Below are 13,288 nucleotides of genomic sequence, written 5' to 3' on the forward strand. Positions count from 1 at the left end.
GTCGCGGGCGAGATCACCAGCCGGTCCGCGATCTCGTCGTTGGACGCGCCGGACGCCACGTGCCGCATGATCTCCCGCTCGCGCTCGGTCAGCCTGTCGAGGTGCGGCACGGACCGGGCCGACGCACCCGAGGCGAACCGGTCGATCACCCGGCGCGTGACGGACGGGGAGAGCAGCGACCCGCCGTCGGCCACCACGTGCACGGCGCGCAGCAGGTCGGCCGGGTCGGAGTCCTTCACCAGGAACCCGGACGCGCCGGTGCGCAGCGCCTCGAACACGTACTCGTCGAGGTCGAACGTCGTCAGCACCACGATCTTGACCTCGGCGCAGGCCGGGTCGGCCGAGACGCGGCGCAGCACCTCGAGGCCGTCCACCAGCGGCATGCGGATGTCGAGGAACACCACGTCCGGCCGCACCGACCGGATCAGCGACAGGGCCTCGCGGCCGTCGGCGGCCTCGCCGGCGAGCTGCACGCCGTCCTCGGTCTCGATCAATGTCCGCAGCCCCATGCGGACGAGCGGCTGGTCGTCGGCCACCACCACGCGAATCATGACGGCAACGGTATCCGGGCGATCACCTCGAAGCCGTGCGCCGCGTCCACCCGCAGCGTGCCGCCCAGCGCCTCGGCGCGGGAGCGCATGCCCGTGATGCCGTGGCCCTCGGCGAACCCGCCCGGTGCGCCGGTGTCGGTCACGTGCACGACCAGTTCGTCGCGCACGGCGTACACGCGGACCGACGCCGTGACGCCGGGGGAGGAGTGCCGCAGCACGTTGGTCAGCGACTCCTGCACGATCCGGTACACGGCCAGCTGGTGGCCGGGGGGCAGGTCCACCTCCTCGACCTCGACGGACACCTCCAGGCCCGCCTCGCGCATCCGCGACGCGAGCGCGGGCAGGTCGGCGAGGGTGATCGACGGGGTCAGCGGGGCCGAGCCGCGCAGGGTGTCCAGTTCGGACCGCAGGCCGTCGAGCGCCTCCCTCGACGTGTCGCGGATGGCCTCCAGCGAGGTGCGCGCCTTCGCGGGGTCCTTGTCCAGCACGTACAGCGCGACGCCGGCCTGCATCGCGATCACGCTCAGCCCGTGGCCGACGACGTCGTGCACCTCCTGGGCGAGCCGCAGCCGTTCGGAGATCACGGCGCGTTCGCGAACGTCCACAGCGGACTTGCGGCGCAGCCGCATCAGCACGCCCGCCGCGCCGGGCAGCAGGATCCAGCCCGCCGACCAGGTGATCCACGACGTCAGCGAGTCGTTCCACCACGGCAGGACCACCAGCGCGTAGACGAGTGCGGAGGCGGCCGCCAGCTCGATGCGCGCGTACACGGCCACCGCGTACATCGCCGCTACGCCGCTCACCAGGATCGGCCCGAACGGGTAGCCGGAGGCCAGGTACACCGCGATCGCCGCGGTCGTGACCCCGACCGTCCACAGCGGACGCACCGAGCGGACCAGCAGACCGGCGGCCGCGACGGCGATGAGCAGGTGGGCGAGGGCGTCGAGGGTCTCGGCGCCCTGCAGGCGCGCGGCGAACCGCGTGCCGCCCAGACCGAAGACGAGCAGCGCCAGCGCCAGCGCCCCGTCCTGCCACTTGATCCGCATGGTGCCGACCCTACGACCGGTGGCGTACGCAGATGTGCGTATCTGCACGACGCTGCGGAGCGGACGACGTCCCCGCGTCGCGCGGCCACAGTGGGCCCATGATCGTGACGACGGAGAAGCTGACGAAGCGCTACGGCGACCGCGCCGTGGTGGACGAGGTCAGTCTGTCCGTGCGGCGGGGCGAGGTCTACGGGTTCCTCGGTCCCAACGGCGCGGGCAAGACGACCACGATCCGCATGCTGCTGGGGCTCGTGAAGCCGACCAGCGGCTCGGCCCGCGTGCTGGGCGAGGCGCCGGGCACTCCCCAGGCGCTGCTGAAGGTCGGGTCGCTCATCGAGGGCCCTGGCTTCTACCCGTACCTGTCCGGCCGCGACAACCTGCGCGTGCACGCCGCCCGCCGGGGCGTCGACGCGAAGCAGGTCGAGGCCGCACTCGGCCAGGTCGACCTGGCGGGTGCCGCGGGCGAGAAGTTCCGCCGGTACTCGCTCGGCATGAAGCAACGGCTCGGTGTCGCCGCCGCACTGCTCGGCCGGCCCGAGCTGCTGGTCCTCGACGAGCCGACCAACGGCCTCGACCCGGCGGGCATGGCCGACATGCGCGACCTGGTGCGGGCGCTCGCGGCGCGGGGCCAGACCGTGCTGCTGTCGAGCCACCTGCTCGGCGAGGTCGAGGAGATCTGCGACCGGGTCGGCGTGATCGCGCACGGCAAGCTCGTCGCCGAGAGCACCGTCGAGGAACTGCGCGGCGTGAGCAAGCTGCTCGTCAGGGCCGACCCGATCGAGAAGGCGCACGTGCTGGTCGAGGGCAGCGAGCTGCACGGCGACGTGCTGCACGTGCGGGAGACGGACGCGGGCGCGCTCGTGCGGACGCTGGTGCACGCCGACGTGGACGTGCTGGAGGTCCGGCCGCTGCGCCGGACCCTGGAAGAGGTCTTCTTCGAGATGACGGGAGCCGCGTGATGGGCAGCGTGAAGGCGGAGCTGCTGAGGCTCTGGAAGTGGCCGGCGACGTGGGTGCTGATCGGCGTGTGGCTGGTGATGACGCTGACGTTCGGCTACGTGTTCAACTACCTCGCGCTCGACGGCGACATGAGCTCGCGCGGCCTGTCCCAGCAGCAGATGATCAGCGCGATGCAGCCGGAGAACGCGGGCGCGGCCGTCGTGCGCGGCCTGCCGATGTTCGGCGGCGCGATCATCCTGGTGCTCGCGGCGCTCGCGGTCGGCAGCGGCTACGGCTGGGGCACCTGGAAGACCACGCTGACCGCCGGCCCGCGCCGCGTCTCGGCGGTGGCGGGCACGCTCGGGGCGCTGGCGGTCCTCGTGGTCGTCCTGGTGGCGCTGACGTTCGTCGTCGACCTGGGCGCCGCGATCACGGTCGCGTGGCTGCAGGGCTGGGACTGGAGCCTGCCGGGGTGGGCCGCGGCCGAGGCGCTCGGCGCGTCACTGCTGATCGCCGCGATGTGGACCGCGTTCGGCGTGTTCCTCGGCGTCGTCACGAAGGGCCCCGCGCTGGCCGTCGGCCTCGGGCTGATGTGGGCGATCGTCACCGAGAACCTGCTGCGCGGTGTGGGCGCCCTGCTCGGACCGGTCGAGTCGCTGACCGAGGTCCTGCCCGGCGGTTCCGCGGGCAACCTGGCCGGCGCCGTCGGCGGCTCCGGCGCGCCCGGTGTGCTGACCGGCGTGAGCGGGACGACCGCCGCCCTGTTCCTCCTCGGGTACGTGGTGGTGTTCGCGGGCGCGGCGACGCTGCTGAAGGTGCGCCGCGATCTCGTGTAGCACCACCGCGGCCCAGACCACGCCCAGCACGACCGCGACTCCGGTGAGGTGGTCGCGGTCGTGCAGGCCGGGGTTCACCGGGCCGCTGTACCGCCGCCACAGCGCCGGGACCGCGAGCAGCCCGACGACACCGCTGACGGCGAGCCCCACCCCGGCCGACGCGCGCTTCACGACGAACCCGGACGCGCCCACCAGGGGTGCGACCAGGAAGTCGTGCAGGACGACCCCGCCGCCGAGCCAGAGCAGCAGCTCCAGGGTGACCTGGGGGAGCAGCAGCCAGGCGCCCCACGCCCCCAGTGCCACGCCGAGCGCTCCGAGCACGTACCTCACCGGACCTCCAACGACGTGACCCACTTCGTCTGCAGCACACCCGGCCGGTTCGGGGCGATGAGCCGGCACGGGTAGCCGTGGTCGGGGCTCAGCTCCTCGCCGTCGAGCCGCAACGCCAGCAACGTGAGCGGGTCCCGCGCGAACGCCTCGGGCAGCGTGGTCGCCCGGTACAGGCCGTCCTTCTCGAGCGACTCGACCCGCACGTCGCCGCCGCTGACGAGGTCCGCGACCCGCACACCGGTCCAGGTGGCGTTCTGGCTCCAGCCCTCCACGCACGCGATGGGCAGCTCGACGGTCGTCTGCGGCATGGCCCGCAGCTCGGCCAGCGAATAGCTCCTCGCGCCCGCCCTGAGCCTCCAGTCCGGCGGCACTACGACGTTCGCGGCCTTCGCGGTCCGGTTCACCGGCAGGGCGCCGTCCGACCGCCACGCGAGCACCGAGACCTTGCGCAGCCACGGCACCGTGACGCCCGCCGTGGCCACCACCGCGACGCCCGTCGTGAGCGCGGTCGTCCGGAGGAAAGCCCTGCGCGACAGGAGGGTCTTCTCCTCGGCCGGGGGTGCGAGGGTGCGCCTGATCACCGGGATCTTCACGGCGACGTGCACCAGCAGCGCGCCGATCGCGATCCACGCCACCGCGTAGTGGGCGGTGGGGAAGTAGAACGACCAGGGGTAGTTCTGGGTCGCGTTGAACAGGCCGGTGGCCAGCTCGAAGAACGACGCCGCGACGAGCACGAGGATCGAGCCGCGCTCCAGCGCGTGCGGCACGTTCCTCACGAGCGGCTTCTCGAAGAGCTTGGGGTAGACGCTCCACAACTTGGCCAGCAGCAACGGGATCGCCGCGACGCCGGAGACGACGTGCACGCCCTGGGTGACGCGGTAGAGGTGGACCGGCCGCGTCGGCCACGGCCAGTCGTGCTGCACGCCGTGGCTGATCAGGCCGGTGACGAAGCACAGCCCGAACGCGATGCCGAGCCACGTGCCGACCCGGCTGGTCACGCCCGTGTGGTGGGCGGGGGCGCGGAACACCGGTGTCCTCACAGCTTCTCCCAGCACGCGAACCAGCGGCCGGCGCGTTCGGCCTGCCACAGCAGGAAGAACCCGTCGGCGGTCAGGGACTCCGCGTCGCTCCAGGCCCACTCGAACCAGCCGCTGTTCGAGCCGCCGGTGCGCACCCGCACCCGGCCGGTGGTGAGCCCGGAACCCGGCTGCTCGACCTCGACGACGACCGTGCCGCTGGGCCGCAGCAGGTGGCGGGCGCGGGCCAGCAGCCGCTCGGGGTCGCCGCCGATGCCGATGTTGCCGTCCGCGAGCAGGACGTGCTGCCACCGGCCCTCGCCGGGCAGGCGGTCGAACACGTCGCGCCGGACCGCGATCCCGCCGCGTTCGGTGGTGCGCCGCACGGCCTCCTTCGACACGTCGACGCCCAGTGCCTCGACGCCGCGGGCCAGCAGGGCGGTGACGAGGCGGCCGGGACCGCAGCCGACGTCGAGGGCGGGTCCGGTGCAGGCGTCGAGGAGGACGGAGTCGCCGAAGTCGGCGTCGGCCTGCCAGCGGGCGACGCTGAGCTCGCGCGGGGCGGTGCCGGGGCGGTCCAGCCAGCTGGGGCGGCCCGTCAGGGCCTGGTCGAACATCATCGGCGCACCGCCGCGATCTCCGTGAGGGCCGCGGCGAAGCGGCCGCCCGGGACGTCGGCGGCGACCGCGCGGGCGTCGTCCATCGTGTCCACATCGGACAGCACCGGGAGGGTCCGCACCCGCAGCCCCCGCAACGCCTCCAGCGTCCGCGCCCCGGTGTCGGCCCGCGACATCGGCACGTCGCGCAGCACCGAGGCCCGCAGCGGGTCGCGCAGGCCGAGCGCCCACCAGCCACCGTCCCGCGCGAACCCGAGCGCGGCCTCGCCGAACTCCGCGCACGACCCCAGCAGCTCGGGGGTCACCTGCGGCGTGTCCATCCCGATCTGCAGCACCGGCATCCCGAACCGCGCCACGTCGGCGTGCGCGTGCACGAGCCGTTCGGCGAAGGTCGCACCGCGCTGCGGCACCACCACGCACTCGGCCAGCGCGTCCCGCACGTCCTCGCGCCGCACGACCCCGGCCAGCGCGACCACCGGCACCGCGCCCGGCGTCGCCAGGACGGCGGACAGCGTGTCCAGCAACGACGCGGCCGCCACCTCGGCGGCCTCCTCGAGCGAGAGCGGCGGGCACAGGCGGGTCTTCGCCTGGCCGGGCACCGGGGACTTCGCCATGACCAGCAGGCAGAACCTCATCGCAGCACCCCCGCCATGTCGCGCGCCGCCCGCAGCGTGCCGCGCACCGAACCCGAGACCTTCGACCGCGTGCCGGCCGCGCGCGGGCGGTAGGCCACGTCGACCTCCCGCACGCGCCAGCCGGCGGCCGCGGCCCGCACCAGCAGTTCCAGCGGGTAGCCGAACGCCCGGTCCCGGACGTCCAGCGCCAGCAACGCCTCCCGGCGGCACACCCGCAGCGGCGCGATGTCGTGCACGTCCAGGCCGCGGCGGCGCAGCAGTGCCGAGATCACCGCGTTGCCCGCCCGCGCGTGCCACGGCCACACCCCGGCCCGGACGGGCTTTCGCCTGCCCACCACCAGGTCGGCCTCGTCCAGCAGCGACGCCATGCCGGTCAGCTCGGCCAGGTCCAGCGACCCGTCGGCGTCGGCGAACGCGACCACGTCCGAGGTCGCGGCGAGCAGTCCGGTGTGCACGGCGGCGCCGTACCCGCGGCGGCTCTCGTGCACGACGACCGCGCCGCAGGCCGCGGCGACTTCGGGAGAACCGTCGGAGGACCCGTTGTCCACCACGATCGCGCGGTCTCCGGGAGGCAGGGAGGCGAGGACCGCGGGCAGTGCGGCGGCCTCGTCCAGACAGGGCAACACGACATCCATGAAGCCACCCTGGACCATCGGAAAGTGTTGTGGTGCTTACGGAATTGTGACGCGCGAAAGAGTTCTTACGGTTGTCTTGCGCGGCGCGCGGACACCGGTGAGACCCCCTAGGTTGGGCGCGGTGCGTCTAGTCATCGCCGGGTCGCTCGTCGTCGCCGCCGTCGTCGTCGGGATCGTCGTCAACGCCCACAGCCCCGACATCCTCTACGCCGCCGCGGCGCCGCTGTTCGGCAACTGGCAGCCGCACCTCGGGCCGGGCACTCCGGCGGCGGTGCTGATCGCGTTCCTGGTGGTGGCCAAGGGACCCGAGCTCGCGCGGCACCGGTACGCGCTCCCGATCGCCTACGCCACGGCGACGGCGTGGACGTTCTCGCTCGCGCTGGTCGACGGCTGGGACCGGTTCACCACCCGGCTCACGACCGACGACGAGTACCTGCACGAGGTCCCCGGTGTCACCGACGTCCCGGCGATGCTGCGCGGGTTCGCCGATCGGATCCCGGACTTCCAGCCCGACTCGTGGACCACGCACGTCTCCGGCCACCCACCGGGCGCGCTGCTCACGTTCACCTGGCTCGACCGCGCCGGCCTCGGCGGGGGAGCGGTGGCGTCGCTGTTCTGCGTCCTCGTCGGCTCGCTCGCGGTCGTGGCGATCCCCAAGGCCCTCGGCGACAACGCCGTGCTGCCGTTCCTCGTGCTGTTCCCCGGTGCCGTGTGGGTCGGGGCGTCGGCGGACGGCATGTTCCTGGGCATCGCGGCCGTGGGCGTCTACCTGCTCACGCGGTGGCCGTTGCTCGGCGGCGTCGTGCTGGGCTGGTGCCTGTTCCTGTCCTACGGCCTGGTGCTGCTCGCCCCGCTCGCGCTGGCCGCGGTGTGGCGGAAGGGGGACCTGGCCGCCACGGCGCGGAGAGCGGCACTGGCGGCGGCCGGCGTACTGGCGGTCGTGGCGGCGTTCGCGGTCGCCGGGTTCTGGTGGTACGAGGGGTACGAGCTCGTGAAGATCCGCTACTACCAGGGGATCGGCGACACCCGGCCGTACTGGTACTGGGTGTGGGCGAACCTCGCGGCGCTGGTGCTGGTGATCGGCCCGGCCGGCGTCAGGGGCCTGGGCAGGGACAGGTGGGTCGTGGCGGCGGGCGCCGCGATCCTCGCCGCCGACCTGTCGGGGCTGAGCAAGGCCGAGACCGAGCGGATCTGGCTGCCGTTCGCGATCTGGCTGCTCGCCGGCACCGCGAGGCTCGACCGGAGGTGGCTCACCGCCCAGGCGCTGACCGCCCTGGCGGTGAACCACCTGGTGCTCACGAACTGGTGACGGGTTCCCGCTGCGAGGCGGACGCGAACTCCCGCACGCCGTCCTCGAAACCCACCCGGGCCTCGAATCCCAGCACCTCCAACGCCTTCGCGGGCGACGCGACCACGTGCCGCACGTCGCCGGGACGCGCGCCGCCGACGATCTCCGGCGTGGGACCGCCGCAGGCGTCGGCCAGCGCGAACGCGAGGCCGCCGATCGTGTGCGGCGTCCCGGAGCAGACGTTCACGGCCTCGAAGCCCGGCCGCGGCGACGACAGCGCGAGCACGTTGGCCCGCGCCACGTCGGTGACGTGCACGAAGTCGCGGCGCTGCCGGCCGTCCTCCATCACGCGCGGCGCGACCCCGTTCTGCAGGGCCGACCGGAAGATCGACGCGACGCCGGCGTACGGGGTGTCGCGCGGCATCCGCGGGCCGTAGACGTTGTGGTAGCGCAACGCCCACACGCTCCCGCCGGTCTGCCGCGCCCACGCCACCGCCAGGTGCTCTTGGGCTAGCTTCGTCGCGGCGTAGGTGCTGCGCGGCTCCAGCGGCGCGTCCTCCGGCACCAGCTCGGGCACCACGAAGTCGCCGCAGGAGCACCGCGGCTCGTAGACCCCGCGCGCCAGGTCGCCCGCGGACCGTTCGGCGCGGACGACGCCGTGCGACAGGCACCGGTAGCGCCCCTCGCCGTAGACGACCATCGACGACGCCAGCACCAGCCGCGACACCCCCGCCCGGTGCATCTCGGCCAGCAGCACCGCCGTGCCCAGGTCGTTGTGCCGCGCGTAGGAGGGCGCGTCGAACGGGTCGACGCCGTGGCCGACCATCGCGGCCTGGTGGCACACCGCGTCCACTGTGGACAGCAACGGGCGGAGCACGCCGGGAGAGGTGACGTCGCCGACCACCAGCTCGTGGTCCAGCACCGGAACCGAGCCGTGCGCCTCGGGCAGCAACGCGTCGAGGAGGACGCAGTCGTGGCCCTGTGCGGTCAGCTCGTCCGCGACGTGCGACCCGATGAACCCGGCTCCGCCGGTGATCAGTACTCGCATGCACCGACCGTAGGACCGCACGGCACGCCGGGCGCGTCCGGACGACTAGCCGTCAGAACTCCGTAAGACCATCTCCACCACGAACCTCGCCCCCACCGGCGAACGGTCCTCCACCCAGACCCGGCCGCCCAGCCGGCGCACGTGCTCGCGGACCAGCGCGAGCCCCAGCCCGCTGCCCGTGCCGTCACCCCCGCTGCCCGCCACGACCCCGCGCGCGAACCGTTCGAAGACCTGCTCCCGCAGGTCCTCCGGCACCCCGGGGCCCGCGTCCTCCACCTCCAGCCTGACTCGGCCGCCACGGGTCCGCACGCGCACCAGCACCGCGCCGCCCGCGTGCCGCTCGGCGTTGTCGAGCAGGTTCGCCAGCACGCGGTCGAGCCTGCGGCGGTCGCCGAGCACCACGGCGGGCGCGAGGTCCAGCGGCACCGGCTCGCGCGTCGCGACCGCGGTGCGCACCACCGAGTCCAGCGCGATCTCCTGCGGCGGCGGGTCGTCGGTCTGGTCGGCCCGCGAGATCTCCAGCAGGTCGACCACCATCCGCGCGAACCGGTCGACCTCCGAGGTCAGCAGCTCCAGCGCCGTTCCCGCGGTGCCCGGCAGGTGCTCGCGGCGGCGGCGCAGCACCGCTCCGGCGTTCACCATCGTCGTCAGCGGCGACCGCAGCTCGTGCGACACGTCCGAGGCGAACCGCGCGTCCCGCAACGCCCGTTCCTCCAGCGCCTGCGCCGTGGAGTTGAACTTCGCCGCCAGCGCCGCCAGGTCCGGGTCGGTTTGGTCCGGCAGCCGGGCGCGGAGGTCGCCGCCGGCGATCCGGCCCGCAACGGAGCTCAGCTCCGCCAGCGGCCTCAGCGCCCGCCTCGACGCCCACGACCCCAGCGCCGCACCGATCAGCGCGGCCCCGATCGTGCCGGCGACCAGCATCGCGCCGAGGAACGCGAACGTCCGGTCGAGCTGCTGCAACCCGAACAGCTCGACGTAGACCGCGCCGCCCGCCAGCGGCCGCGCCACGACGAGCACCGGTGCCCCGCCCGCGGTGGCCCGCCCGGTGCCCGGCGGGTGTTCCACCACGGCGAGGGGGAGCCGGGACAGGTCCACCTCGCGGCCCGCGGCCACCACGCCGGACGGCGCGAACACGAGGATCGACGAGTCGGGGCCCGACAGCAGCTCGCCCAGCGCGGACGCCGTCGGGGACCTCCCGGCGAGCCGCGCGTTGACCTCGGCCTGGCGGGTCGCGCTCGCTTCGCGCTGGCACAGCAGGTAGCCGGTGGCGAGGTGCCACGTCGCGAACGCCAGTGCGCTCGTCACCACGAGCAGGCCGACGCTGAACGACAGGGCGACGCGGCGGCGCAGGGTGAGCCTCACGAGCGGATCCGGTAGCCCGCGCCGCGCACCGTGAGCACCAGCGCCGGGTCGTCCGGGTTCGCCTCCACCTTGCGCCGCAGCCTTCTTATGTGCACGTCCAGCAGGCGGGTGTCGCCGAAGTAGTCATATCCCCAGACCGTGCGCAGGAGCTGTTCCCTGGTGACGATCCGCCCGCCCGCGCCGGCGAGTTCCAGCAGCAGCCGGAATTCCGTTCTGGTGAGGTGCACGCGTTCGCCTGCACGGTGCACGAGTCCTTCCTGCGGACGGATTTCCAGATCGCCGATCCGAACGGTGTCGTGCGCCGGTCCGCGCCGGCGCAACAACGCGCGGACGCGTGCCGCGAGAACGTCTCCCAGCAACGGTTTCGTGACGTAGTCGTCCGCTCCCGCCTCCAGCCCGGCGATCATGTCGCGGGCGTCCGCGCGGGCCGTGACGACGATGATGGGCAGGTCACCGCGGGCCCGGAGGGTCCGCACGACGTCGAGTCCGTCGAGGCCCGGCAGGGTCAGGTCGAGCAGGACCACGTCGAACGACTCGGTCTCGAGTCTTCGCAGGGCGGTGTCACCGGAACCCGCCTCGTCGACGGTGAAACCCTCGTCGGACAAGGTCAGGCGCAACGCCTGCCGGATTCGCTCGTCGTCGTCGACCAGCAGGACCCGTACGCACACGTCGACTCCACTGTGTGAGAGCCGCGGCGACGGCTCTCACACAGTGGGGTGAAAGTCGATCGAAATCAAGAAACCTTAGTATCAAAAAGAGGTGAGCGTGATTTTTGCCGAACGCGGGTTCGGTTCGTGGACAAGTGACTCGAAGCCACCGACGTCGTCGAAGGCGAAGCCGTAGGCCCGGCCGTCGCTCATGTTGGCGTGCACGATCCTGGAGAAGTGGTTCGTCGTCGCGCGGGTGTAGAACTCGCTCGCGTTGTAGGTCGGCTGGGTGTGGAGGTGGCCGAGCGTCGACCGGTTGAGCGCCGCGCACAGCGACCGCGAGATCGCGCCCAGCTCGTTGTTCGGCGCGGCGAGCCGGCCGTCGCAGCCCAGCACGTCGCGGGTGGACGGCTGCTGGAACTCCGCCACCTGCTGGCCGGAGGTGTTGGTGAACCGCATGACCCCGCCGCTGACGCGGCCGGTGAACTTGCGGTTCGGCTCCGCCTGGTAGGGCACGACGGTCAGCGGGGTGTTCTGGTAGGTCGACCAGACGCTGCTGACGTAGTTCGCGAAGTACGAGCTGGAGAACAGGCCCGCGTCGAGGCCCTTGCCCGGGTTCAGCACCCGCAGCCGAGTGCCGTCGGACCGGGAGTAGGTGAGTCGTGCCCAGTCACCGCCGAGTTGCTGGTGCTGGTCGAAGATCCGGGCGCGGCCGTTGGCGACGAGCTGGCCGGCCTTCCTGGTGGTGCCGCCCTGCGAGGTCGCCTCGACCGCGTGCGGGACCGCGAACATGTCCACCTGCGAGCTGTTGAGCCACAGACCGCCGCCGTCGTAGCTGAACTCGCTCCAGTCGAACAGGATGTCGCGGTTCGGGTCGCCGGCCGCCCACGGCGCCGGTTGCACCAGGCCGTCCGGGACGAGGCTGAACTTCAGCTTGTCGCGGAACGACATGTAGATCCGCCCGCCCGCGAGGTTGAGCGGGATCTGCACGGTCTTGCTGGCGCCGTTGGCCGGGCCGGGGATCGAGAAGTCCGGTGCGGGCACCGGCGGGATCGCGCCGCCGGACCACGGCGTGAACTGGCCGTTGCCGTTGACGTGGCCGAGGCGGCCGTTGTAGATGCCGGTGATGTAGAGGTGGACCGCGTCGCCCCGGCCCGAGTTGTTGGTGACGGTGAGCGGCAGCTGGCTCGGTGGAGCGGCTTGTGCGGGTGCGGACATCGTTGTCAGCCCGAACAGGGCCGATGTCGCGAGCAGCAGGAGCTTGCGCATCGACTATCTCCTCACTGAAGACAGGGTTCGTGAGAGCGCTCTCATAGTCGGCGGGATCGTGTTGATCTGTCAAGAATGGTTCTCATGCGCGCGTTGACGGTGGATCTCGCCCGGGCCGGGTCGTTGTCGTTGTCCGAACTGCCCGATCCGGTGCCCGGTCCGGACGACCTGCTGGTCGAGGGGGTGGCGGTCGGGATCTGCGGCACGGACCGCGAGATCGTCCGCGGCGAGTTCGGCACGGGCGCCAGGATCGTCATCGGTCATGAGTCACTGGGACGGGTGATCAGCGGGCCGGGGTTCGCGCCGGGGTCCCTGGTGGCGGGCGTGGTCCGCAGACCCGACCCGGCACCGTGCGTGGCGTGTGCGCGCGGCGAGTTCGACATGTGCCGCAACGGCCGCTACACCGAGCGGGGGATCACCGGACTCGACGGCTACGCCTCGACCTCGTGGACGGTGCCGGCGTCCTACGCCGTGCAGGTCGGCTCCGAGACCGGCGTGCTGGTGGAACCGGCCTCGGTGGTGGTCAAGGCGTGGGAGCGGCTGGACCGGCTGGCGCTGTTCCCGTTCGAGAGCGTCCTGGTCACCGGGGCCGGCCCGATCGGGTTGCTGGCGGCGTTGATCGGCGTGCAGCGCGGGCTGGACGTCCACGTCTTCGACCTGGCCTCCGACGGCCCGAAGCCCGCGCTGGTCGAGTCGCTGGGCGCGACCTACCACCGGGAGCTGCCGGACTGCCCGGTGGTGATCGAGGCGACCGGCGCGCCCTCGCTGGTCGCCCGGCTGCTCGGGCGCGACCTGATGTGTCTCACCGGCGTGCCGTCCACGGAGGTCGTGCCCGCCGACATCGGGCAGGCCAACCGCGACCTCGTGCTGCGCAACGGGATCGTGTTCGGGACGGTCAACTCGAACGTGCGGCACTACCGGGAGGCCTCTGCGGTGCTGGACCGCGCGGACGACGCGTGGCTGTCGTCGATGATCACCCGCCGGGTGCCGCTGGAGTCGTTCGCCGAGGCGTTCGAGCACCGGCCCGACGACGTGAAGGTGGTGCTGCAGCTGTGACGGCGGTGCAGGGA

Annotated in this window: 14 protein-coding genes; 4 read left to right on the top strand and 10 right to left on the bottom strand. The window is 72.8% G+C overall.

Features of this window, described 5'->3' with window-relative positions:
* The coding region (locus tag ACFWGZ_RS32225) for a response regulator (RefSeq protein ID WP_382455358.1) at positions 1 to 551 on the bottom strand (551 nt) is incomplete at its 3' end.
* Positions 548 to 1,597: a sensor histidine kinase gene (locus tag ACFWGZ_RS32230; RefSeq protein ID WP_382455359.1), complete on the bottom strand. Its 1,050-nt coding sequence runs from the start codon at positions 1,595 to 1,597 to the stop codon at positions 548 to 550. The genes ACFWGZ_RS32230 and ACFWGZ_RS32225, both read right to left, overlap by 4 nt.
* A 98-nt stretch (positions 1,598 to 1,695) precedes the next feature.
* Between ACFWGZ_RS32230 and ACFWGZ_RS32235 the strand changes: the two genes are divergently transcribed.
* Both ACFWGZ_RS32235 and ACFWGZ_RS32240 read left to right on the top strand, forming a co-directional pair.
* Positions 1,696 to 2,556: an ABC transporter ATP-binding protein gene (locus ACFWGZ_RS32235; protein WP_382455360.1), complete on the top strand. Its 861-nt coding sequence runs from the start codon at positions 1,696 to 1,698 to the stop codon at positions 2,554 to 2,556.
* Positions 2,556 to 3,371 carry an ABC transporter permease gene (locus ACFWGZ_RS32240; protein WP_382455361.1) on the top strand — a complete coding sequence of 272 codons (816 nt, stop codon included), beginning with the start codon at positions 2,556 to 2,558 and terminating at the stop codon, positions 3,369 to 3,371. Before ACFWGZ_RS32235 ends, ACFWGZ_RS32240 begins: the two co-directional genes overlap by 1 nt.
* Positions 3,372 to 3,697: 326 nt before the next feature.
* Here the strand turns inward: ACFWGZ_RS32240 and ACFWGZ_RS32245 are convergent, their stop codons facing one another.
* The 4 genes from ACFWGZ_RS32245 to ACFWGZ_RS32260 are packed head-to-tail and all read right to left on the bottom strand — an operon-like array spanning position 3,698 to position 6,604.
* Positions 3,698 to 4,741, bottom strand: a complete 1,044-nt coding sequence (locus tag ACFWGZ_RS32245) for a molybdopterin-dependent oxidoreductase (protein ID WP_382455362.1) — start codon at positions 4,739 to 4,741, stop codon at positions 3,698 to 3,700.
* The gene (locus ACFWGZ_RS32250) at positions 4,738 to 5,337 is read right to left on the bottom strand and encodes a class I SAM-dependent methyltransferase (protein ID WP_382455363.1); all 600 of its coding nucleotides are present in this window, start codon (positions 5,335 to 5,337) and stop codon (positions 4,738 to 4,740) included. The genes ACFWGZ_RS32245 and ACFWGZ_RS32250 overlap by 4 nt, the downstream gene beginning before the upstream one ends.
* The gene (locus ACFWGZ_RS32255) at positions 5,334 to 5,969 is read right to left on the bottom strand and encodes a DUF2064 domain-containing protein (RefSeq protein WP_382455364.1); all 636 of its coding nucleotides are present in this window, start codon (positions 5,967 to 5,969) and stop codon (positions 5,334 to 5,336) included. The genes ACFWGZ_RS32250 and ACFWGZ_RS32255 overlap by 4 nt, the downstream gene beginning before the upstream one ends.
* On the bottom strand, positions 5,966 to 6,604 hold the full coding sequence (locus ACFWGZ_RS32260) for a glycosyltransferase family 2 protein (RefSeq protein WP_382455365.1): 639 nt from the start codon (positions 6,602 to 6,604) through the stop codon (positions 5,966 to 5,968). Before ACFWGZ_RS32260 ends, ACFWGZ_RS32255 begins: the two co-directional genes overlap by 4 nt.
* A gap of 121 nt (positions 6,605 to 6,725) precedes the next feature.
* Between ACFWGZ_RS32260 and ACFWGZ_RS32265 the strand changes: the two genes are divergently transcribed.
* Positions 6,726 to 7,913 (top strand): hypothetical protein, encoded by a 1,188-nt coding sequence (locus ACFWGZ_RS32265; protein ID WP_382455366.1) that lies wholly within the window; start codon positions 6,726 to 6,728, stop codon positions 7,911 to 7,913.
* Here the strand turns inward: ACFWGZ_RS32265 and ACFWGZ_RS32270 are convergent.
* The 4 genes from ACFWGZ_RS32270 to ACFWGZ_RS32285 all read right to left on the bottom strand — a co-directional run bounded on the left by ACFWGZ_RS32270 (position 7,900) and on the right by ACFWGZ_RS32285 (position 12,218).
* The gene (locus ACFWGZ_RS32270; RefSeq protein WP_382455367.1) at positions 7,900 to 8,940 is read right to left on the bottom strand and encodes an NAD-dependent epimerase/dehydratase family protein; all 1,041 of its coding nucleotides are present in this window, start codon (positions 8,938 to 8,940) and stop codon (positions 7,900 to 7,902) included. The two genes, ACFWGZ_RS32265 and ACFWGZ_RS32270, sit on opposite strands and share 14 nt — an antisense overlap.
* A gap of 45 nt (positions 8,941 to 8,985) precedes the next feature.
* On the bottom strand, positions 8,986 to 10,302 hold the full coding sequence (locus tag ACFWGZ_RS32275) for an ATP-binding protein (protein WP_382455368.1): 1,317 nt from the start codon (positions 10,300 to 10,302) through the stop codon (positions 8,986 to 8,988).
* The gene (locus ACFWGZ_RS32280) at positions 10,299 to 10,970 is read right to left on the bottom strand and encodes a response regulator transcription factor (RefSeq protein WP_382455369.1); all 672 of its coding nucleotides are present in this window, start codon (positions 10,968 to 10,970) and stop codon (positions 10,299 to 10,301) included. The genes ACFWGZ_RS32275 and ACFWGZ_RS32280 overlap by 4 nt, the downstream gene beginning before the upstream one ends.
* Before the next feature lie 81 nt (positions 10,971 to 11,051).
* Positions 11,052 to 12,218 carry a beta-1,3-glucanase family protein gene (locus tag ACFWGZ_RS32285; protein ID WP_382455370.1) on the bottom strand — a complete coding sequence of 389 codons (1,167 nt, stop codon included), beginning with the start codon at positions 12,216 to 12,218 and terminating at the stop codon, positions 11,052 to 11,054.
* Between the two features lie 84 nt (positions 12,219 to 12,302).
* On the opposite strand from ACFWGZ_RS32285, the gene ACFWGZ_RS32290 reads away from it, so the two are divergent.
* Entirely contained in the window at positions 12,303 to 13,274 is a 972-nt protein-coding gene (locus tag ACFWGZ_RS32290) for an alcohol dehydrogenase catalytic domain-containing protein (protein WP_382455371.1), read from the top strand.
* Positions 13,275 to 13,288: the final 14 nt, after the last annotated feature.

The sequence above is a fragment of the Lentzea sp. NPDC060358 genome, from assembly GCF_042725365.1.
Classification (GTDB): Bacteria; Actinomycetota; Actinomycetes; order Mycobacteriales; family Pseudonocardiaceae; genus Lentzea.

What these genes read in the sequence shown, in the direction of transcription:
- ACFWGZ_RS32230 (WP_382455359.1), bottom strand. Translation starts at nt 1,597, where the DNA reads ATGCGGATCAAGTGGCAGGACGGGGCGCTGGCGCTGGCGCTGCTCGTC.
- ACFWGZ_RS32235 (WP_382455360.1), top strand. Translation starts at nt 1,696, where the DNA reads ATGATCGTGACGACGGAGAAGCTGACGAAGCGCTACGGCGACCGCGCC.
- ACFWGZ_RS32240 (WP_382455361.1), top strand. Translation starts at nt 2,556, where the DNA reads ATGGGCAGCGTGAAGGCGGAGCTGCTGAGGCTCTGGAAGTGGCCGGCG.
- ACFWGZ_RS32250 (WP_382455363.1), bottom strand. Translation starts at nt 5,337, where the DNA reads ATGATGTTCGACCAGGCCCTGACGGGCCGCCCCAGCTGGCTGGACCGC.
- ACFWGZ_RS32255 (WP_382455364.1), bottom strand. Translation starts at nt 5,969, where the DNA reads ATGAGGTTCTGCCTGCTGGTCATGGCGAAGTCCCCGGTGCCCGGCCAG.
- ACFWGZ_RS32260 (WP_382455365.1), bottom strand. Translation starts at nt 6,604, where the DNA reads ATGGATGTCGTGTTGCCCTGTCTGGACGAGGCCGCCGCACTGCCCGCG.
- ACFWGZ_RS32270 (WP_382455367.1), bottom strand. Translation starts at nt 8,940, where the DNA reads ATGCGAGTACTGATCACCGGCGGAGCCGGGTTCATCGGGTCGCACGTC.
- ACFWGZ_RS32285 (WP_382455370.1), bottom strand. Translation starts at nt 12,218, where the DNA reads ATGCGCAAGCTCCTGCTGCTCGCGACATCGGCCCTGTTCGGGCTGACA.
- ACFWGZ_RS32290 (WP_382455371.1), top strand. Translation starts at nt 12,303, where the DNA reads ATGCGCGCGTTGACGGTGGATCTCGCCCGGGCCGGGTCGTTGTCGTTG.